Annotated in this window: 20 protein-coding genes and 1 riboswitch; of the genes, 17 read left to right on the top strand and 3 right to left on the bottom strand. The window is 63.7% G+C overall.

Annotation, left to right across the window (positions count from 1 at the left end; all coding sequences use genetic code 11):
* The first annotated feature begins 142 nt into the window (after positions 1 to 142).
* From nrdR to BUC40_RS19405, 11 genes are all read left to right on the top strand, one after another.
* On the top strand, positions 143 to 607 hold the full coding sequence (gene nrdR / locus BUC40_RS19355) for a transcriptional regulator NrdR (RefSeq protein WP_070887146.1): 465 nt from the start codon (positions 143 to 145) through the stop codon (positions 605 to 607).
* A gap of 1 nt (position 608) precedes the next feature.
* Complete coding sequence (gene ribD, locus BUC40_RS19360; protein ID WP_073267891.1) at positions 609 to 1,727, top strand: bifunctional diaminohydroxyphosphoribosylaminopyrimidine deaminase/5-amino-6-(5-phosphoribosylamino)uracil reductase RibD; 1,119 nt, start codon at positions 609 to 611, stop codon at positions 1,725 to 1,727.
* A 289-nt stretch (positions 1,728 to 2,016) separates the two neighbouring features.
* A riboswitch (FMN riboswitch) is annotated at positions 2,017 to 2,173 on the top strand.
* Between the two features lie 92 nt (positions 2,174 to 2,265).
* Positions 2,266 to 2,727 carry a 6,7-dimethyl-8-ribityllumazine synthase gene (locus BUC40_RS19365; protein WP_073267893.1) on the top strand — a complete coding sequence of 154 codons (462 nt, stop codon included), beginning with the start codon at positions 2,266 to 2,268 and terminating at the stop codon, positions 2,725 to 2,727.
* Between the two features lie 12 nt (positions 2,728 to 2,739).
* Positions 2,740 to 3,402 (top strand): riboflavin synthase, encoded by a 663-nt coding sequence (locus BUC40_RS19370; protein WP_073267895.1) that lies wholly within the window; start codon positions 2,740 to 2,742, stop codon positions 3,400 to 3,402.
* 13 nt (positions 3,403 to 3,415) lie between these two features.
* Positions 3,416 to 4,504, top strand: coding sequence for a bifunctional 3,4-dihydroxy-2-butanone-4-phosphate synthase/GTP cyclohydrolase II (gene ribBA / locus BUC40_RS19375; protein WP_073267897.1), 1,089 nt, complete (start codon positions 3,416 to 3,418; stop codon positions 4,502 to 4,504).
* 99 nt (positions 4,505 to 4,603) lie between these two features.
* Positions 4,604 to 5,080 carry a 6,7-dimethyl-8-ribityllumazine synthase gene (ribH, locus tag BUC40_RS19380; protein WP_073267898.1) on the top strand — a complete coding sequence of 159 codons (477 nt, stop codon included), beginning with the start codon at positions 4,604 to 4,606 and terminating at the stop codon, positions 5,078 to 5,080.
* The gene (nusB, locus tag BUC40_RS19385) at positions 5,077 to 5,559 is read left to right on the top strand and encodes a transcription antitermination factor NusB (RefSeq protein WP_073267900.1); all 483 of its coding nucleotides are present in this window, start codon (positions 5,077 to 5,079) and stop codon (positions 5,557 to 5,559) included. Before ribH ends, nusB begins: the two co-directional genes overlap by 4 nt.
* A gap of 5 nt (positions 5,560 to 5,564) precedes the next feature.
* A complete protein-coding gene (thiL, locus tag BUC40_RS19390; RefSeq protein ID WP_073267902.1) occupies positions 5,565 to 6,530 on the top strand; it encodes a thiamine-phosphate kinase in 966 nt (321 codons plus the stop codon).
* A complete protein-coding gene (locus BUC40_RS19395; RefSeq protein WP_073267904.1) occupies positions 6,523 to 7,056 on the top strand; it encodes a phosphatidylglycerophosphatase A family protein in 534 nt (177 codons plus the stop codon). Before thiL ends, BUC40_RS19395 begins: the two co-directional genes overlap by 8 nt.
* A 13-nt stretch (positions 7,057 to 7,069) precedes the next feature.
* Positions 7,070 to 7,795: a substrate-binding periplasmic protein gene (locus BUC40_RS19400; RefSeq protein ID WP_208605790.1), complete on the top strand. Its 726-nt coding sequence runs from the start codon at positions 7,070 to 7,072 to the stop codon at positions 7,793 to 7,795.
* Between the two features lie 15 nt (positions 7,796 to 7,810).
* Positions 7,811 to 8,452: a retropepsin-like aspartic protease family protein gene (locus tag BUC40_RS19405; RefSeq protein ID WP_073267906.1), complete on the top strand. Its 642-nt coding sequence runs from the start codon at positions 7,811 to 7,813 to the stop codon at positions 8,450 to 8,452.
* A 40-nt stretch (positions 8,453 to 8,492) separates the two neighbouring features.
* Here the strand turns inward: BUC40_RS19405 and BUC40_RS19410 are convergent, their stop codons facing one another.
* Positions 8,493 to 9,767: a cation:proton antiporter gene (locus BUC40_RS19410; protein WP_073267908.1), complete on the bottom strand. Its 1,275-nt coding sequence runs from the start codon at positions 9,765 to 9,767 to the stop codon at positions 8,493 to 8,495.
* Between the two features lie 307 nt (positions 9,768 to 10,074).
* Between BUC40_RS19410 and BUC40_RS19415 the strand changes: the two genes are divergently transcribed.
* The 4 genes from BUC40_RS19415 to BUC40_RS19430 are packed head-to-tail and all read left to right on the top strand — an operon-like array spanning position 10,075 to position 13,516.
* On the top strand, positions 10,075 to 10,788 hold the full coding sequence (locus BUC40_RS19415) for an ABC transporter permease (protein ID WP_073267910.1): 714 nt from the start codon (positions 10,075 to 10,077) through the stop codon (positions 10,786 to 10,788).
* An 11-nt stretch (positions 10,789 to 10,799) separates the two neighbouring features.
* Positions 10,800 to 11,690: a glycine betaine ABC transporter substrate-binding protein gene (locus BUC40_RS19420; RefSeq protein WP_073267912.1), complete on the top strand. Its 891-nt coding sequence runs from the start codon at positions 10,800 to 10,802 to the stop codon at positions 11,688 to 11,690.
* Between the two features lies 1 nt (position 11,691).
* The gene (locus tag BUC40_RS19425) at positions 11,692 to 12,351 is read left to right on the top strand and encodes an ABC transporter permease (protein ID WP_073267914.1); all 660 of its coding nucleotides are present in this window, start codon (positions 11,692 to 11,694) and stop codon (positions 12,349 to 12,351) included.
* A gap of 10 nt (positions 12,352 to 12,361) precedes the next feature.
* Positions 12,362 to 13,516 carry an ABC transporter ATP-binding protein gene (locus BUC40_RS19430; RefSeq protein WP_073267916.1) on the top strand — a complete coding sequence of 385 codons (1,155 nt, stop codon included), beginning with the start codon at positions 12,362 to 12,364 and terminating at the stop codon, positions 13,514 to 13,516.
* 272 nt (positions 13,517 to 13,788) lie between these two features.
* Here BUC40_RS19430 and BUC40_RS19435 read toward each other — a convergent pair whose 3' ends face one another.
* Positions 13,789 to 14,148: a cupin domain-containing protein gene (locus BUC40_RS19435; RefSeq protein ID WP_073267918.1), complete on the bottom strand. Its 360-nt coding sequence runs from the start codon at positions 14,146 to 14,148 to the stop codon at positions 13,789 to 13,791.
* A gap of 241 nt (positions 14,149 to 14,389) precedes the next feature.
* Between BUC40_RS19435 and BUC40_RS19440 the strand changes: the two genes are divergently transcribed.
* A complete protein-coding gene (locus BUC40_RS19440; RefSeq protein WP_073267920.1) occupies positions 14,390 to 15,883 on the top strand; it encodes an aldehyde dehydrogenase in 1,494 nt (497 codons plus the stop codon).
* Between the two features lie 94 nt (positions 15,884 to 15,977).
* Entirely contained in the window at positions 15,978 to 17,120 is a 1,143-nt protein-coding gene (locus BUC40_RS19445; protein WP_073267922.1) for an MFS transporter, read from the top strand.
* Here the strand turns inward: BUC40_RS19445 and BUC40_RS19450 are convergent.
* The gene (locus BUC40_RS19450; RefSeq protein ID WP_073267924.1) at positions 17,115 to 18,680 is read right to left on the bottom strand and encodes a phospholipase D family protein; all 1,566 of its coding nucleotides are present in this window, start codon (positions 18,678 to 18,680) and stop codon (positions 17,115 to 17,117) included. The two genes, BUC40_RS19445 and BUC40_RS19450, sit on opposite strands and share 6 nt — an antisense overlap.
* Positions 18,681 to 18,698 lie beyond the last annotated feature (18 nt).

The following is an 18,698-nucleotide window of genomic DNA, read 5'->3' on the forward strand; positions in this document are numbered from 1 at the left end:
GATCCTGGCAAGCGGGCAATGCCTGGATTCTCGCCATAGCGTGCGGTGAATGCAAAGGAAAGCGCCTCCGCCTGGGCGCTTGGCGCCGGGCGGTGCTGATGCGCTACCATGCGGACTTTCTCGCCCGCGACAGTTTCCAGCCATGCATTGCCCCTTCTGCTCCGCCAACGACACAAAAGTCATCGATTCGCGTCTGGTCGCCGAGGGTGATCAGGTACGCCGTCGCCGGGAATGCCTGGCTTGCGGTGAGCGCTTCACCACCTTCGAAACCGCCGAGCTGGTGATGCCGCGGCTGATCAAGCAGGACGGCAGCCGTCAGCCCTTCGATGAAGACAAGCTGCGTGCCGGCATGCAGCGGGCGCTGGAGAAGCGCCCGGTGAGTATCGAGCGGTTGGAAGCAGCTATCGCCCATATCAAGCATCGGCTGCGTGCCACTGGCGAGCGTGAGGTCAAGTCGCTGGTGCTCGGCGAGCTGGTGATGACCGAGCTGCAGAAACTCGACGAAGTGGCCTATATCCGCTTCGCCTCGGTGTACCGGCGCTTCCAGGACCTCAACGAATTCCGCGAGGAAATCGACCGTCTTTCCCGCGAGCCGAATCAGGATTGAGATGAGCAGTAGCGATCACGCTTTCATGGCGCGCGCCCTCGAACTCGCGCGCAAGGGGCTGTATTCCACCCATCCCAACCCGCGAGTCGGCTGCGTGATCGTGCGCGACGGCAAGGTCGTCGGCGAAGGCTGGCATGCCAAGGCTGGCGAGCCCCATGCCGAAGTGCACGCGCTGCGCCAGGCCGGCGACAAGGCGCGCGGTGCTACCGCCTACGTGACGCTGGAGCCGTGCAGCCATCATGGGCGCACGCCGCCGTGCGCCGATGCACTGATTGCCGCTGGCATCACTCGCGTGGTGGCGGCCATGCAGGACCCCAACCCCGAGGTAGCCGGCCGCGGCCTGCTGCGCCTGATGAATGCCGGCATCTCCGTGCAGGGCGGTTTGCTGGAAGCCGAGGCGCGTGCGCTGAACGCCGGTTTTATCAAACGTATGGAAAGTGGCCTGCCGCTGGTGCGCGTCAAACTGGCAATGAGTCTCGATGGGCGCACCGCCATGGCCAGTGGCGAAAGCCAGTGGATCACCGGGCCGGCGGCGCGTGCCGCGGTGCAGCGGCTACGGGCGCGCTCCAGCGTAGTGCTCAGCGGCGCCGATACGCTGCTGGCCGATGGTGCACGCCTGACCGTGCGCCCCGACGAGCTCGGCCTGGGCGCTGAACTGACTGCCTTGGCTCAGGCACGGCCGCCGTTGCGCGTGCTGATCGACGGGCGCCTGCGGGTACCGCTCAGCGCGCCGTTTTTCCAGGCTGGCCCGGCGCTGGTGGCGACCTGCGCTGCGGCGACATCGCGTTGCCGCTACCTCGATGACGGCCACGAGTTGCTGGCCATGCCGGGCAGCAATGGTCATGTCGACCTGCGCAAGCTGCTGCTTGAGCTAGCCTCGCGTGGCGCCAACGAAGTGCTGGTCGAGGCCGGGCCGAAGCTGGCCGGCGCCTTCGCTCGGCTGGGGCTGGTCGATGAGTACCAGCTGTTCGTCGCCCCCAAGTTCCTCGGCTCCAGTGCCCGACCTTTATTGGATCTGCCCCTGGCGAAGATGGCCGAAGCGCCGGCCTTGAAGATCGTCGACATGCGCGCTGTTGGTGACGACTGGCGCATCATCGCCGTGCCTGACCGCGCGAGCTGAACGCACCGCTTTGAGCTGTTCATGATCTTTCTGGGCATGCGCAAGGGCTGCTACAAGGCAAAAGCTGACGTTCCCAGCGTAGGGTGGACAACGCTCTTTTTGTCCACCATTGCGCTCGCAGAGCGGTGGACGGATGAAGCGTCGTACACCCTACGAAAGGCCGCCACCGCCGCGTTGCAGTCAAATAGATAAAGCCCGTCATGACAATCGTGAACAGCCGCTCAAGCATGGCCGCCGTGCACCCGTGCAGCATCTGTGGTAAAACGCCTGTCGGCTGCGACACGCAGCCACACGTTCTCAGGGCGGGGTGTAATTCCCCACCGGCGGTAATGCTGCGCAACGCAGCTAGCCCGCGAGCGCCCGGTACGGCACCAGCCGCCCGGGGACGAGCAGATCCGGTGTGATTCCGGAGCCGACGGTATAGTCCGGATGAAGAGAGAGCGGGATTGCCTGGTCAGGCGGCCTTCCGGCTGTTGCATGTCCGTACCATCCCTATCGATCCAAGCTGCCCTGTTTTAACCATAAACAGGAGTCGAACATGTCCATCTCTAACAGCGTGCGCCGGGTTGCCTTCGTGCAGGCCTGCTGGCACCGCGAAATCGTCGACCAGTCGCGCCACGCCTTTATCGAAGAAATGCAGCGCCAGGGTTATGCCGCCAGCGAAATCGATTGCTTCGAAGTTGGCGGCGCCTTCGAAATTCCTCTGCACGCCAAGCGTCTGGCCAAGAGCGGCCGTTATGCTGGCATCGTCGCGGCCGGGCTGGTGGTTGATGGTGGTATTTACCGTCACGAGTTCGTCGCCCAGGCGGTGATCGAAGGCCTGATGCAGGTGCAGCTCGACACCGATGTGCCGGTGTTCTCGGCAGTGCTGACGCCCCATCATTTCCATGCCGGCGAAGAGCACCAGACGTTCTTCCGCGAGCATTTTGTGGTCAAGGGCGCCGAAGCGGCGCGTACTTGTGCCGACACGCTGCGCAAGCTCAAAGAGCTGCCGGTCTGACGAGGAGCACCTATGTTCACCGGAATCATTGCATCCATCGGCAGCATCGCCGCCATCACGCCCAAGGGCGGTGACGTGCGCGTCTACGTCAAAACCGCCAAGCTCGACCTCAGTGATGTCGTGCTCGGCGACAGCATCGCGGTCAACGGCGTGTGCCTGACCGCCGTCGAGCTGCCAGGTGACGGCTTCTGGGCCGACGTCAGCCGCGAAACCCTGGCGCGCACTGCTTTCATCGATCTGAAGAGCGGCAGCCGGGTCAACCTGGAAAAGGCCCTGACACCGACTACGCGCCTGGGTGGCCACCTGGTCAGCGGGCACGTCGACGGCGTTGGCGAGATTGTCTCCCGTGAAGAGAGCGCCCGCGCCATTCAGTTCAAGGTGCGCGCGCCGCGCGAGCTGGCCAAGTACATCGCCCACAAGGGCTCGATTACCGTCGATGGCACCAGCCTGACGGTGAATGCCGTGGACGGCGCCGAGTTCGAGCTGACCATCGTGCCGCACACCCTGGCCGAAACCATCATGGCCGACTACCGCGTCGGGCGTCGGGTCAATCTCGAGGTCGATCTGCTGGCCCGTTACCTGGAGCGCCTGCTGCTCGGTGACAAGGCCGCCGAGCCGAGCAGCTCGGGGCTGACCGAAGGATTTCTCGCCGAACACGGCTACCTGAAGAATTAAGGACACCGCCACCATGGCACTCAACAGTATCGAAGAGCTGGTCGAAGACATCCGCGCCGGCAAGATGGTCATCCTCATGGATGACGAAGACCGCGAGAACGAGGGCGACTTGATCATCGCCTCCGAATGCGTCACCGCTGAGCACATCAACTTCATGGCGCGTTTCGCCCGTGGCCTGATCTGCATGCCGATGACCCGTGAGCGCTGCGAAACCCTCAAGCTGCCGCTGATGGCGCCGCGCAACGGTTCCGGCTTTGGCACCAAATTCACCGTGTCCATTGAGGCCGCCGAAGGGGTGACCACCGGCATTTCCGCCGCCGATCGTGCGCGTACCGTGCAGGCTGCGGCAGCCAAGAATGCGGTGGCCGAAGATATCGTCAGCCCTGGCCACATCTTCCCGCTGATGGCCCAGCCCGGCGGCGTGCTGGCTCGTGCCGGCCACACCGAAGCGGCCTGCGACCTGGCGTGCATGGGCGGCTTTGAACCGAGCGGGGTGATCTGCGAGATCATGAACGACGACGGCACCATGGCCCGTCGCCCGGAGCTGGAAGAGTTTGCCGCGCAGCACGGTATCAAGATCGGCACCATCGCCGACCTGATCCATTACCGCATGCTCCACGAGCGCACCGTGCAGCGCATCACCGAGCAGCCGCTGGACAGCGAAGTCGGCCAGTTCAACCTGGTGACCTACCGCGATTCGGTGGAAGGTGACGTGCACATGGCGCTGACCATGGGCACCATCTGCGCCGAAGAACCGACACTGGTGCGCGTACATAACATGGACCCAATGCGCGACCTGCTGATGGTTCGTCAGCCAGGCCGTTGGAGCCTGCGCGCTGCGATGACCGAAGTGGCCGAGGCCGGTAACGGCGTGGTGCTGCTGCTTGGCCATTCGCTGGGCGGTGACGAGGTGCTGGCGCATATTCGCGAAGCGGACGGCGCCACCAGCAAGATGCCAAGCACCTACAGCACCGTTGGTGCCGGCTCGCAGATACTGCGTGACCTTGGTGTGCGCAAAATGCGCCTGATGAGCGCACCAATGAAGTTCAACGCGATATCCGGTTTCGACCTGGAAGTTGTAGAATACCTGCCCCCTAAATAATGGGGGCGACCGCGATGGGCCGATTGACGCCTATCGCCTATATTTTCGGGGCCTGCCATGGCATGCCCTGGCTCTTTAAAGACAGCTCGAGAACTCGCTATGACACTCAAGACCATCGAAGGTACTTTCATCGCTCCCAAGGGTCGCTTCGCCCTGGTGGTCGGCCGCTTCAACAGCTTCGTGGTCGAAAGCCTGGTCAGCGGCGCGGTCGACGCATTGGTTCGCCATGGGGTCAGCGAAGATGACATCACCATCATCCGCGCGCCGGGTGCTTTCGAAATCCCGCTGGTTGCCCAGAAAGTCGCTCAGCAGGGCGAGTACAACGCGATCATCGCCTTGGGCGCGGTGATCCGTGGCGGCACCCCACACTTCGAATACGTGGCTGGCGAATGCACCAAAGGCCTGGCTCAGGTTTCCATGGAATTCGGCGTGCCGGTCGCCTTCGGCGTATTGACTGTCGACTCCATCGAGCAGGCCATCGAGCGTTCCGGCACCAAGGCCGGCAACAAGGGCGCCGAAGCTGCCCTGTCCGCTCTGGAAATGGTCAGCCTGCTGGCGCAGTTGGAGGCCAAGTGAGCCAGAACGACAAGAAGCCAGTGAAAAAAGGCCCAAGCCCCAAGGTACTGGCTCGCCGTGAGGCGCGCACCCTGGCCATGCAGGCGCTGTACTCCTGGCACATCGCCGGCCAGGCGCTGAACGAGATCGAAGCGCAGTTTCGCGTCGACAACGATTTCAGCGCGGTCGACGGCGCCTACTTCCACGAGATCCTCCATGGCGTGCCGCGCCAGAAGAGCGAAATCGACGCGCTGTTCGAGCCGCTGCTCGACCGTCCACTGGAAGAGATCGATCCGGTCGAGCTGTCCATCCTGCGTCTTTCCACTTATGAGCTGCGTAACCGCATCGACGTGCCGTATCGCGTAGTGATCAACGAAGGCATCGAGCTCGCCAAAGTGTTCGGCGCCACCGACGGTCACAAGTTCGTCAACGGCGTGCTCGACAAGCTGGCGCCGACCCTGCGCGCCGACGAAGTCCGCGACTTTAACAGCAAGCGCTGAGTGTCTTGGGCGAGTTCGAGCTGATTCGTCACTACTTCGCCGCAGCCGCCTGTGCACAGGCGGCCGATGGTGTGGTGCTGGGAATCGGCGATGACTGCGCCCTGCTGCAAGTGCCGGCCGGTGAGCAACTGGCGGTGTCCACCGACACCCTCGTCGCTGGCGTGCATTTCCCTGCCGATGCGCCGGGTCGTTTGCTTGGCCAGCGCGCCCTGGCCGTTTCGGTCAGTGATCTGGCAGCCATGGGCGCAACGCCGCTGGCGTTCACCCTGGCGCTGACTCTTCCCGAGGTTTCCCCTGACTGGCTCGCTGATTTCACGGCCGGGCTGGAAAGCATGGCGCGCCAATGCGGCGTGCGTCTGGTCGGCGGCGACACTACCCGCGGGCCATTGAGCCTGACCCTTACCGTATTCGGCCGCGTGCCCGCCGGCCAGGCGCTGACCCGCGCCGGTGCGCGTCCCGGTGATCTGCTGTGTGTCGGTGGCACCCTTGGCAACGGCGCCGGCGCGTTGCCGTTCGTGCTCGGCGAGCGCTCTGAGCAGCCGGGGAGCGCGGAGTTGCTGGCGCACTACTGGTCTCCGCTGCCACAGCTGCAGCTTGGCCAGGTATTACGTGGTGTTGCCACCGCGGCGCTGGATATCTCCGACGGTCTGCTCGCCGACTGCGGGCATATCGCCCGCGCCTCGGCCGTGGCGCTGCACATGGAGCAGCAGCGCCTGCCACTGTCAGACGCTTTGCTCGCCTGCATGGGCGACGAAGCGGCACGCCAGCTGGCACTTGGAGGTGGCGACGACTATGTGCTTGCCTTTACCCTGCCTGCCGAGAAACTGGACGCGCTGCTTGCGATGGGCCAGCCTGTACACGTGATCGGTCGAGTCGAGGCCGGACAGGGCGTGCACCTGCTGGGCGCCGAGGGCCGAGCCATCAAGCCACGGTACAGTGGCTACCAACATTTCGGATCGAACCGTGACTGATCATCCCAAGCAAGTCCCCGCCGAGTTCGTGCCGCCATCCGTGTGGCGCAACCCCTGGCATTTCCTCGCCTTTGGCTTCGGCACCGGCACAATGCCCAAGGCGCCGGGCACCTGGGGTTCGCTGGCGGCCGTGCCGTTCATTCCGTTGTGGCAGATGCTGCCGGACTGGGGCTACTGGCTGCTGCTCGGCGTGACCATGCTGTTTGGCGTTTGGCTTTGCGGCAAGGTGGCCGACGATCTGCGCGTACACGACCACGAAGGCATCGTCTGGGACGAAATGGTCGGCATGTGGATCACCCTCTGGCTGGTGCCCGAAGGTTGGGGCTGGGTGCTGGTGGGTTTTCTGATGTTTCGCTTCTTCGACATTCTCAAGCCCTGGCCGATCCGTTGGATCGACCGCCACGTTCATGGTGGTTTCGGCATCATGCTCGACGACGTGTTAGCGGGCGTTTTCGCCTGGCTGTCCATGCAAGTGCTCGTCTGGGGCTGGGCCAATGGCCTGTCAGCCTCTCTCGGTTTCGCCTGATTCTGGAGGCCTGATGATTCGCGGTTTGTGGTTGGCTTTGCTGTTGTCGATCAGCGTCTGCGCCCAGGCGAGCAGTGACGTGCCTGGCAGCATTCGCATGGCCAGCGACGTATGGATCGATCGCATCAATCCGGACGGCACCGGCTTGTCCTGGGACGTGCTGCGCAAGGTGTTCGAGCCCGCCGGCGTCAAGCTGGAGATGCAGATCGTGCCGTACACGCGCTCGATCGGCCTGGTGCAGCGCGGCGAGGCCGACGCCTGGGTGGCCTCCTACCAGAACGAGATCAGCGAAGGTGTGGTGTACCCGACCTGGCATTACGACTCGGATCTGATCAGCTCGCTGAGCGTGGTTGCCAAACCCGAACCGGATCAGGCCGAACTGCGCCGCTCGCGCCTGGTGTGGATGCGTGGCTACGAGTATCAGCGCTACATCCCGGGGCTCAAACATTACAACGAATTGCAGCGCCGCAGCGGCATCCTGTCGATGCTCGACCAGGGGCACGCGGATTACTACATTGATGCCCGTCCCGAGGTCGAACAGGTGCTGGCTGGCGCCAGTAACCCTGCCAAATACCGGATGACCGACCTGCTGCGCCTGCCGCTGTACATCGGCTTTTCCGACAGCCCGCGCGGGCGCGCACTGGCCAAACTGTTCGACCAGCGCATGGCCGAGCTCGTCGAAAAGGGCGAGCTGCGCGAGGTGTTCGAACATTGGGGCCAGCATTACCCCTTCGAATAACCGGGAGCGGCACGGATGCGTCGAATAATGATGGGCATGGCTGGCTTGTTGATGACACCGCTGCTGGCAGCGCCGCAAGTGCAGGTGGTCGGCCTGTTCCCGGGTGCGGCCGTGCTGTCGGTCGATGGCCAGCGCAAGCTGGTGCGCGTCGGCCAGAGTGGCCCCAGTGGTGTGCAGGTGGTCAGTGTCGACAGCCGCAGCGCAGTGCTGCGCGTCGACGGCGTTGAGCGCAGCTACGGCTTGAGCCGCGAGTACAACACCGAAGGCGTCGCCGCCCCGCAAAAACAGACCCTCAGCATCGCTCGCAGCAACGGCGGCCATTACTGGGCCGAAGGTGCGATCAATGGCCGCGCCCAGCAGTTTCTGGTAGACACCGGCGCCACCTCGATAGCCCTCAACGAGAACCACGCCCGTCGTCTGGGTATCGATTACCGCACTCGTGGCCAGCCGATTCAGGTTAATACCGCCAGTGGCACGGCCAAGGGCTGGCGCGTGACGCTCGATAAGGTATCAGTCGGGCCGTTGCAGGTGCTCGGTGTCGAGGCGGTGGTGCTTGAAGGCGCCTCACCAGCTGAAGCGCTGCTGGGCATGAGCTTTCTCAATCGTGTCGGCTGGCGGGTAGAAAACAACCTGCTGGTGCTGCAATCCCATCTCTGAGCCGCTGGCGATAAAGCTGTCGCCAGCGGCTTCGTGTTTCTCAGTGATGATCGTCTGTGGCGACTTGTGGCTCGTTGCGATACAGCCGGCTGACCAGCGGGCCGATGGATAGCCCCTGCAGCAGAATCGAAGTGAGCACGACGATATAGGTCAGGCTCAGCAGTAAGTCGCGCTCATCGCCCAGTGGCAGTGACAACGCCAGTGCTACCGACACGCCACCGCGTAACCCGCCCCAGGTGAGGATGCGGATCGCCCCGTGAGAAACCTGTCGGCGCCCGTCAGCACGGCGGCGCATCACGAATATGGCTGGCGCCACCGTTAGCAGGCGTGCCACCAGCACCGCGCCACCGAGCACGAAGGCAGCGATGATGTGCAGCCAGGAGAACGGCAACAGCAGCAGCTCCAGGCCGATCAGGGCGAACAGCAGGGCGTTGAGAATCTCGTCGATCAGCTCCCAGAAACCATCCACGTAGCGGCGCGACTCGTCCGACATGGCGTGCTTGCGGCCCAGGTTGCCGATGATCAGGCCGGCTACCACCATGGCGATCGGCCCGGACACATGCAGGCGCGCCGCCAGTGCCGCACCGCCGAACACCAGCGCCAGGGTCAGCATCACCTCGACCTGATACTGATCGATGCTGCGCAGCATCAACAGCACGCCATAGCCCAGCGCGGCGCCGAACAGCAGGCCGCCGACCGCTTCGTGGACGAACAGCCAGCTCACCGCACCCAGCGTCGGCGTGCTGCCCAGTTGCAGGATGCCGAGCAGGATGGTGAACACCACCACCGCGGTGCCGTCATTGAACAGCGATTCGCCGACGATGGTGGTCGCCAGCGGCTTCGGTGCGCCCGACGATTTGAGAATCCCCATCACCGCAATCGGGTCGGTCGGCGAGATCAGTGCGCCGAACAGCAGGCAGTAGATGAAGTCCACGTGCCAGCCGAACAGGGCAAAGATGTAGAACGCCAATGTGCCGATCACGCTGGTGGCGATCAGCACACCAAAGGTGGCCAGCAGGCCGATCGGCCACTTGTAGCTGCGCAGGTCATGCAGATCCACGTGCAGGGCGCCGGCGAACAGCAGGGCCGGCAGGAACCAGGTCATCAGAATGTCGGAGAAGTCGATGCGACGGATGATCTCCTGCGCTTCGATCTCGATCAGTGGGTAGCCGAGCAGGCTCAGGCCCTGAGCTATCAGCGAAAAGATCAGCGCGGTGGCCATCACACCAATGGTCGGCGGCAGGCGAATGAAGCGGTAGTTGACGTAGGTGAGCAGGGTGGTGAGGACGATAAAAGCGGCAACGAGGTCGAGCACGAGGTCTCCTTTGAAGGCTGGTGTTCGCCATCCCGACGAACACCCTGGAGGCCCGATAATACCTGGCTTGTAACTGGATGTGTGGCTGCGGGTGACAGCTATCCCATGGCAGAACGATGGCAAAAAAGGGGAACCGAAGCGGCGCATCAGGGTCGAGTAACCATGGGTCGGAGGGCTGTAGGGCGCATGTGCCGTGGCATGTGTGCCGGTGCAGCACGGTGTTCCCACCTCCGACATTGGACGGTCGATGCGCAACGCATCCGGCCAGGTCGACGCGCCACAGGCCGTCGTTGATTGGAGTCGTAATATGCTGAAAAGCTTGGGCAAGGTGCTGCTGGGCGCTATTGCGCTGGTCGCGGTACTCGCCTTGCTGGTCCACTGGATCACCCCGGCAGTGCTCGCACAGCACCGTGAAGACCTTATCTATTACCTGCAGGCGCACCTGTACTTGGTTTTCGTGTCGATGCTGGCAGCGCTGGCGGTCGGCATTCCCGCCGGCATCCTGCTCAGCCGGCCTGGCCGCGAGCACAGCGCCGAGCGCTTCATGCAGGTGTTCAACGTGGGTAACACCGTGCCGCCGCTGGCGGTGCTGGCGATTGCCCTGTCCATCGTCGGTATTGGCAACGGTCCGGCCATCCTTGCGCTGTTTCTCGCCTCGCTGCTGCCCATCGTGCGCAACACCTACGAAGGGCTGCGCAATGTGCCGGGTTCGCTGAAGGAGGCCGCTACCGGCATCGGCATGACGCCGCGGCAGGCGCTCTGGAAAGTCGAGCTGCCCAATGCCGTGCCGATCATCGTCGGCGGCATTCGGGTTGCGCTGGCGCTGAACGTCGGTACGGCGCCGCTGGTGTTTCTGATCGGCGCCAACAGCCTCGGCAGCCTGATCTTCCCCGCCATCGCCCTCGAAGACCAACCTCTGCTGATTCTCGGCGCGGCCGCCACGGCGTTGCTGGCGCTGCTACTCGATGGCCTGGTGGCTGCTGCCAGCCGCTTCTGGTTCGAGCGTGGGGTGGCCCGTTGAAGGAAACAATGATGAAGTCTCTCGTTCTATGCCTCGGCCTGCTGCTGGCAGCGACCAGCCAGGCTGCGGAAATCCGTATTGGTGCCAAGGTGTTTACCGAACAGGTGATCCTCTCCGAACTCACCGCTCAATACCTCAAGCCCCATGGCTATCAGTCGCGCATCGTCGGCAACCTGGGCAGTACCATCGCCTGGAATGCGATGAAGAGCGGCCAGCTGGATATTACCTGGGAGTACACCGGCACCTCGCTGGTGGCTTACAACAAGGTCACCGAGCGCCTCGACAAGGAAGCCGCCTACCAGCGCGTCAAGGAGCTCGACGCCAAGAGTGGCGCGATCTGGCTGGCGCCCTCGCGCTTCAACAACACCTATGCGCTGGCTCTGCCGGAAAAGGTCGCTGAGGAAAATCCCGACATCCACACCATCAGCGACCTGGCCGAGGCCCTGAAAAAGCCGGGTAAAGGCAATCGCCTGCTGGCCCTGGATATCGAGTTCGCCAACCGCTCCGACGGTCTGGACGGCCTGGTCAAGGAATACGGCCTGACCTTCACCCGCAACGAGATCCGCCAGATGGATCCGGGCCTGGTCTACACCGCGCTGCGCAATGGTCAGGTGTTCGTCGGCCTGGTGTACACCACCGATGGCCGCCTGGACTCCTTCGGTCTGCGTCTGCTCGAGGACGACCGCAAGTACTTCCCGGATTACACCGCCGCGCCGGTGGTCAATGCCGACTACCTCAAACAGCACCCGGAGCTCGAGGCGCTGCTCAAGCCGCTCGCCGAGCGCCTGGACGACGCCACCATGCGTCGCCTGAATGCACGCGTCGATGTGGATCGCGAGACGCCTGCGGCGGTAGCTGCCGATTTCCTGCGTCAGGAAAAACTGATCGGGGAGGGCAACTGATATGGATTTCATGACTGCTTTCCAGCACATCGACTGGGCCCAGGTGTTCAGCCTGACCGTTGAGCATATCGCCCTCGTTGGCATCGCCGTCGGCCTGGCGATCCTTATCGGCGTGCCGCTGGGCATTCTGATGACCCGCTTCCCGTGGCTCGCCGGGCCGCTGCAGGGCTTGGCCACTGTGGTGCTGACGCTGCCGGCCATTGCGCTGTTCGGCCTGCTGCTGCCGTTCTATTCGCAGTTCGGCCAGGGCCTCGGGCCGCTGCCGGCCGTCACCGCTGTGTTCCTGTATTCGCTGCTGCCGATTCTGCGCAACACCTACCTGGCGCTGACCAGCGTCGAGCCGGGCATTCGCGAAGCCGGCAAGGGCATTGGCATGAGCTTCTGGCAGCGCCTGCGCATGGTCGACCTACCGATTGCCGTGCCGGTGATCCTGGCCGGGGTGCGCACCGCCGTGGTGATGAACATCGGGGTGATGACCATCGCCGCGACCATCGGCGCCGGCGGCCTTGGCGTGCTGATTCTCACCGCCATCAGCCGCAGCGACATGGCCACCCTTTTCGTTGGTGCGGTGCTGGTGAGCCTGCTCGCCATCGTCGCCGACCTGTTTTTGCAGTGGCTGCAGAAAACGCTCACTCCCCGTGGCCTGAAAGCCGCCCACTGAGGACTCGAACATGATTCAACTCGATAAACTGACCAAGAAATTCCAGCAGAAAGGCAAAGATGTCGTCGCGGTGAACGAAGTCAGCCTGACCGTCGACGAAGGCCAGATCTGCGTGTTCCTCGGCCCGTCCGGTTGCGGCAAGAGCACCACGCTGAAGATGATCAACCGGCTGATCGAACCGACCTCCGGGCGTGTACTGATCAACGGTGAAGACACCACCGGCATCGACGAAGTGACCCTGCGCCGCAATATCGGCTACGTGATCCAGCAGATCGGTCTGTTTCCCAACATGACCATCGAGGAAAACATCACCGTGGTGCCCAAGCTGCTTGGCTGGGACAAGAAACGTTGCCACGAGCGCGCGATGGAGCTGATGAGCATGGTGCAGCTCGAGCCCAAGCAGTACCTGTCGCGCTACCCGCGTGAACTGTCCGGTGGCCAGCAGCAGCGTATCGGCGTGATCCGCGCCCTGGCGGCCGATGCACCGGTATTGCTGATGGACGAGCCGTTCGGCGCCGTCGACCCGGTCAACCGCGACGCCATTCAGAACGAGTTCTTCCAGATGCAGCGCGCGCTGAACAAGACCGTGATCATGGTCAGCCACGACATCGATGAGGCCATCAAGCTGGGTGACAAGATCGCCATCTTCAAAGATGGCACGCTGCTGCAGTTCGACCATCCGGATACCCTGCTGGCGCACCCGGCGGACGACTTCGTCAGTGGCTTCGTCGGCCAGGACAGCACCCTCAAGCGCCTGCTGCTGATTCGTGCCGAAGACGCTGCCGACAATGCGCCGTCAGTGCTTTCGGAAACCGCGATTGCCGATGCGGTGGAACTGATGGAAGAGCATGATCGCCGCCACCTGGTGGTGACCGACGCCGACAAGAAAGCCCTGGGCTTTATTCGCCGCCGTGACCTGCGCGGCCAGGGCGGTTCGGTGCAGCCGTTCGTGCAGCCGTTCAACGCTACTGCCGCCCACGACGAACACCTGCGCATCCTGCTGTCGCGCATGTACGAGTTCAATCGTTCGTGGTTGCCGGTGCTCAGCGCGGAAAACGACTTCCTTGGCGAAGTCACCCAGGAGTCGATTGCCGATTACCTGAGCTCCGGTCGTTCGCGCGGCAAGAGCAGCATCGTCTCGCCGGCCGAGCAAGTCGCCAGCTAAGGTTTAGCCCCGTGCCGGTCATGCTGACAGGCCTGGGGCCTTGCCTCAGAGCCTGTTCAAAGTCTCGCGAGCTAGAGCAATGCAAGGCCTAGGCGGCCCCACGAAAACAGGCGAGGACCGGTCGGAGTCGCGCTCGACTTTACGAGCTGTAAATGAGCAGTACTCGCTTCGCTCGCCCTACGGGCCGCGCTAAAGCGCGTTAGCCGCAAGCGGCTTGCCGAGCCTGTTTTCAACGCCGCAGTGCCGACGCGCAGCAGACTTTGAACAGGTTCTCAGGCCTGCTCGAAGATCACATAGACCTTGCGGCACGGCTCCAGCACTTCCCATGTGCCGCTGAAGCCCGCCGGGATGACGAAGCGGTCGCCGGCGCGTACGGTCTTGGCGTTGCCTTCGCTGTCACGCAGCACCGACACGCCCTGCAGAATCTCGCAGTATTCATGCTCGGTGTAGCTCACCGTCCACTGGCCGACTTCGCCCTCCCAGACGCCCGCATTGAACTGGTTGCATGGGCTGGCGTAATGGTTGCGCACCTGTTGCACCGGATCGCCCTTGAGAATCTTCTCGGCAGCCGGGCGGTAGGTTTCGGCGCTGCCTGCGCCTTGGGCGAAATCGACGATCTGCTGGATATTCATCTTCGCTTCCGTGGTTACTCAGAGGGCGTTGGCGATCATGCCACGTGAGGTGGCGTGTGGGGATGACGCGTGGCGATACGCGGCGAGTCTATGTTTAAAAAAATGAACGCAGCAAGGCGTTTGCCCACCAAGTGTCAAGAATATTGAAAATCCTGCGAGCGCTGGTTTAGTGTGTTTCGCAGTTTCTGGCCTGTAGCGGCCCCAAGGCGCTAGCGCCTTCATTGACTGAGAGGATGATCAGATGACCCGTTTGACCCGTACCGACTGGGAGCAGCGTGCAAAGGATCTGAAAATCGAGACCCGCGCGTTCGTGCAGGGTAAATACCAGCCAGCCCAGAGCGGTGAAACCTTCGAATGCATCAGCCCGGTCGATGGCCGGGTGCTGGGCCAGGTCGCCAGTTGCGACCTGGCGGATGCCGAGCTGGCGGTGAAGTCGGCGCGCGCCGCCTTCGACTCCGGCGTGTGGTCGCGCATCGCGCCGGCCAAACGCAAGGCCAAGATGATTCGCTTCGCCGAGTTGTTGATGGCCAATGCCGAGGAGCTGGCGCTGTTGGAAACCCTCGACATGGGCAAGCCGATCAGCGACTCCCTGGGCATCGACATTCCCGCTGCGGCCAATGCCATCCGCTGGAGCGCCGAGGCCATCGACAAGGTCTACGACGAAGTGGCGCCAACGCCCCATGACCAGCTCGGCCTGGTTACCCGCGAGCCGGTCGGCGTGGTCGCGGCCATCGTGCCGTGGAACTTCCCGCTACTGATGTCGAGCTGGAAGCTCGGCCCGGCCCTTGCCACCGGCAACTCGGTGATCCTCAAACCTTCCGAGAAGTCGCCGCTGACCGCCATTCGCGTTGCCGCCCTGGCCATCGAAGCGGGCATCCCGGCAGGCGTATTCAACGTGCTGCCCGGCCATGGCCACACCGTTGGCAAGGCTCTGGCGCTGCATATGGACGTCGACACCATCGTGTTCACCGGGTCGACCAAGATCGCCAAGCAACTAATGATCTACGCCGGCGAGTCGAACATGAAGCGCGTTTGGCTGGAGGCGGGCGGCAAGAGCCCCAACATCGTCTTCGCCGATGCGCCGGATCTCAAGGCCGCCGCCGAGTCTGCTGCCAGCGCCATCGCCTTCAACCAGGGCGAAGTGTGCACCGCCGGCTCGCGCCTGCTGGTGGAAAACTCCATCAAGGAGCGCTTCCTGCCGATGGTGGTCGAGGCGCTGAAAGGCTGGAAGGCCGGCAACCCGCTGGATCCGGATACCAACGTCGGTGCGCTGGTCGACACCCAACAGATGAACACCGTGCTGCGCTACATCGAAGCCGGCCACAAGGACGGCGCCAAGCTGCTGATCGGCGGCAAGCGCACCCTGGAAGAAAGCGGCGGCACCTATGTGGAGCCGACCATCTTCGACGGCGTGACCAATGCCATGACCATCGCCCGCGAGGAAATCTTCGGCCCGGTGCTCTCGGTGATCGGTTTCGACAGCGCCGAGCAGGCCGTGCAGATCGCCAACGACACTGTGTATGGCCTGGCGGCCGCGGTGTGGACGGCGGACATTTCCAAGGCGCACCTGACCGCCCGCGCCCTGCGCGCCGGCAGCGTGTGGGTCAACCAGTACGACGGCGGCGACATGACCGCGCCGTTCGGCGGCTTCAAGCAATCGGGCAACGGTCGTGACAAGTCGCTGCACGCCTTCGACAAGTACACCGAACTGAAGGCTACCTGGATCAAACTCTGATCCAGCAAGGATGAGGCGCGCCAGCCGGCGGGCCTGAGCAAACCAGCGGCCGGGCTCCCAGAGCCCGGCCGCTGTGTTTCGATGGGAGTCAGTGATGCGTTGGGGAACCTACTTCGCCGTGTGTGCGGCGGTGATCAGTATCGGCCTGGCCATGGGCACCACCATGCCGTTGGTGTCGCTGCGGCTGGAGAGTTGGGGCTACGGCTCGTTCGCCATCGGCATCATGGCGGCCACGCCAGCCATCGGCGTGCTGCTGGGTGCTTCGCTGGCCGGCGGGTTGGCATCGCGCTGCCCGACGCCGAGACTGATGCAGTTCTGCCTGCTCGCCGGTGCGCTGTCGGTCACTGGCCTGGCGCTGCTGCAGAGTTACCCGGTGTGGATCGTGCTGCGTTTGCTGCTCGGCGTAACCCTGACCGTGGTGTTCATCCTCGGTGAAAGCTGGATCAATCAGTTGGCGGTGGAGATGTGGCGCGGCCGCCTGGTTGCGCTGTACGGCACCGGCTATGCGCTCAGCCAGCTGTGCGGGCCGCTGCTGCTCAGCGTGCTGGGCACCGACACCGACCTGGGATTCTGGTTTGGCGTGACGTTGCTGGTAGGCGGCTCGCTGCTGTTGATAGGCCGCACCGGCGCGCCGGTAGTCGATGCGCACAGCGCCTCCGGGCGCGGCCTGCTGGTGTTCTGCCAGCGCATGCCTGCGATCGCCTGGGCGGTGATGCTGTTCGCCGCGTTCGAGGCGATGATGCTCACCTTGCTGCCGATATACGGCCTGCGCCAGGGCTTCACCCAGGAAGTGGCATTGTTCATGGCCAGCGTAGTGGTGGTCGGCGATGCCGTGCTGCAGTTGCCCATCGGCCTGCTCGCCGACCGCATTTCACGGGTCACCCTGTTCCGCCTGTGTGGTGTGGTGCTGCTGGTCTCCAGCCTGGGCATTCCCTTGCTGCTGCATACGCCGGTGATCTGGCCGGTGCTGGTGCTGTTCGGCGCCAGTGCGGGCGGTCTGTTCACCTTGTCGCTGATTCTAATCGGCGAGCGCTTTCGCGATGATCAACTGGTGCGTGCCAACTCGCATGTGGCCCAGTTGTGGGGCATCGGCTGCCTGATCGGGCCGCTGGCCACCGGCGCTGTCAGCCAGTGGGTCAGCGGGCATGCGCTGCCGATGCTGATGGCGGTCGGTGCGGCGGCGTTCATCTGGCTGGCCTGGCGACCCCATGCCTTCGATGAGCGCGTCGCGCTATAACATTTTCTCCAGGCCAATCGCTCGGGCGAACCAGGCGTTGAAGCGCCGCCAGCGATTGCCAGGCTCCTCGGTGAGGACGAATTTTTTGCCGTCGTCCTCACCGACCCAGACCATGCGCGTGCCGTTGCCATCGGGCTGCAGGCGCACCTCGTAACTCACCGACGGCTTCATGCCCTGCAGCGCCAGTTCGCGCAGGTAGGCGGCGAGCTGCGGGCTGTCGACCAGCACGCCGACTTCGGTATTCCACAGCACCGAGCGCGGGTCAACGTTGAACGAACCGACGAAGGATTTCTGTTTGTCGATCACGATGGCCTTGCTGTGCAGGCTGGAGTTGGAGCTGCCGCTGAAGCTGTAGGCCGGTGGCGAATCCGCTCCAGGCTGGCTGCGCAGTTCGAACAGACGCATGCCGTGCTCGAGCATTTCTTGCCGGTAGGGCGCGTAGCCGCCGTGTACCGCGGGTACATCGGTGGCTTCCAGGGCGTTGGTCAACAGGCGGATGTCCACGCCGTTGTCGGCCAGGCCAATCAGGTATTGCAGGCCGGCAGGCGCAGGTACGAAGTAGGCGGAGACCATCACCAAATCGCTCTTGGCGGCTTTCAGGTGCGGCGCCAGCTGGGTGGTGAGCAGCAATTGCGGGTCGGGCTCGCCGCTGGCCAGCACCTTGCTCGGTGCATCCCACAAGGCGACGGCGGGCGCCCAGATCAGCTCGTCTAGCCACACCTTGAGCTTGGGGTCGTGCTGATAGGCGAGCAGGCGTTCGTACAGCTCCGGTTGCTCGACGCGGGCGGTGTCCAGGTATTCGCGCAGGCCCTTGCGGGCTTTCTCCAAATCCTTCTGTGACGGTTCGCGCCAGACGAATTCCTCGATGGGTTTGCTCAGCCGGCTGTTCCAGTACTGATCGAAACTCTCTGCCAGATCCTTGGCGATCGGGCCAATGGACAGCATGTCGATATCGGTGAAGTTCATGTTCGGCTCGGCGTCGAAGTACTCGTCGCCAAGGTTGCGACCGCCGACGATGGCTGCGGCGCTGTCGGCCAGCCACAACTTGTTGTGCATGCGCCGATGTTGCTGCGACAGATTCAGGCCGCGGCCGATCACCCGCGTCACCCCGCTGATGCGCCCCAGGTGCAGCGGGTTGAACACACGAATCTGAATGTTCGGGTGGGCGGCGAGTAGGGCGATCTTGTAATCCTCGCCGTCGCTGGTGGTGTCGTCGAGCAGGATGCGGATGCGCACGCCGCGGTCGGCGGCCTGCAGCAATTCCTTGATCAGCGCGCGGGTGCTCAGGCCGTCATGCACGATGTAGTACTGCAGGTCGAGGCTGTGTTGCGCCGCACGGATCAGCTCGGCGCGGGCGGCGAAGGCCTCGTTGCTGGCCGGCAGCAGGCGAAAGCCGGAATGGCCCTGATGTTCGGCGGCACGCTTCTGCAGCGCTGCGCCGAATGAGGAGTCAGCGGCGGGCAGCGCCTGGCTGGGGACGATGGGCACCTGATTGGTACAGCCGCTGAGGATCAGCAGAGCGATAAAGAGCACGCGCAAGGGCACTGTTGCAGCCTCCATGGGCTGTCTGGATGTGCT

Source organism: Phytopseudomonas punonensis (assembly GCF_900142655.1).
Lineage (GTDB): Bacteria > Pseudomonadota > Gammaproteobacteria > Pseudomonadales > Pseudomonadaceae > Aquipseudomonas > Aquipseudomonas punonensis.

Excerpts from the sequence above, each read along its gene's own strand:
- nrdR (WP_070887146.1), top strand. The coding sequence starts at position 143 with ATGCATTGCCCCTTCTGCTCCGCCAACGACACAAAAGTCATCGATTCG.
- ribD (WP_073267891.1), top strand. The coding sequence starts at position 609 with ATGAGCAGTAGCGATCACGCTTTCATGGCGCGCGCCCTCGAACTCGCG.
- BUC40_RS19365 (WP_073267893.1), top strand. The coding sequence starts at position 2,266 with ATGTCCATCTCTAACAGCGTGCGCCGGGTTGCCTTCGTGCAGGCCTGC.
- BUC40_RS19370 (WP_073267895.1), top strand. The coding sequence starts at position 2,740 with ATGTTCACCGGAATCATTGCATCCATCGGCAGCATCGCCGCCATCACG.
- ribBA (WP_073267897.1), top strand. The coding sequence starts at position 3,416 with ATGGCACTCAACAGTATCGAAGAGCTGGTCGAAGACATCCGCGCCGGC.
- ribH (WP_073267898.1), top strand. The coding sequence starts at position 4,604 with ATGACACTCAAGACCATCGAAGGTACTTTCATCGCTCCCAAGGGTCGC.
- BUC40_RS19400 (WP_208605790.1), top strand. The coding sequence starts at position 7,070 with ATGATTCGCGGTTTGTGGTTGGCTTTGCTGTTGTCGATCAGCGTCTGC.
- BUC40_RS19405 (WP_073267906.1), top strand. The coding sequence starts at position 7,811 with ATGCGTCGAATAATGATGGGCATGGCTGGCTTGTTGATGACACCGCTG.
- BUC40_RS19415 (WP_073267910.1), top strand. The coding sequence starts at position 10,075 with ATGCTGAAAAGCTTGGGCAAGGTGCTGCTGGGCGCTATTGCGCTGGTC.
- BUC40_RS19420 (WP_073267912.1), top strand. The coding sequence starts at position 10,800 with ATGAAGTCTCTCGTTCTATGCCTCGGCCTGCTGCTGGCAGCGACCAGC.
- BUC40_RS19425 (WP_073267914.1), top strand. The coding sequence starts at position 11,692 with ATGGATTTCATGACTGCTTTCCAGCACATCGACTGGGCCCAGGTGTTC.
- BUC40_RS19430 (WP_073267916.1), top strand. The coding sequence starts at position 12,362 with ATGATTCAACTCGATAAACTGACCAAGAAATTCCAGCAGAAAGGCAAA.
- BUC40_RS19435 (WP_073267918.1), bottom strand. The coding sequence starts at position 14,148 with ATGAATATCCAGCAGATCGTCGATTTCGCCCAAGGCGCAGGCAGCGCC.
- BUC40_RS19440 (WP_073267920.1), top strand. The coding sequence starts at position 14,390 with ATGACCCGTTTGACCCGTACCGACTGGGAGCAGCGTGCAAAGGATCTG.
- BUC40_RS19445 (WP_073267922.1), top strand. The coding sequence starts at position 15,978 with ATGCGTTGGGGAACCTACTTCGCCGTGTGTGCGGCGGTGATCAGTATC.
- BUC40_RS19450 (WP_073267924.1), bottom strand. The coding sequence starts at position 18,680 with ATGGAGGCTGCAACAGTGCCCTTGCGCGTGCTCTTTATCGCTCTGCTG.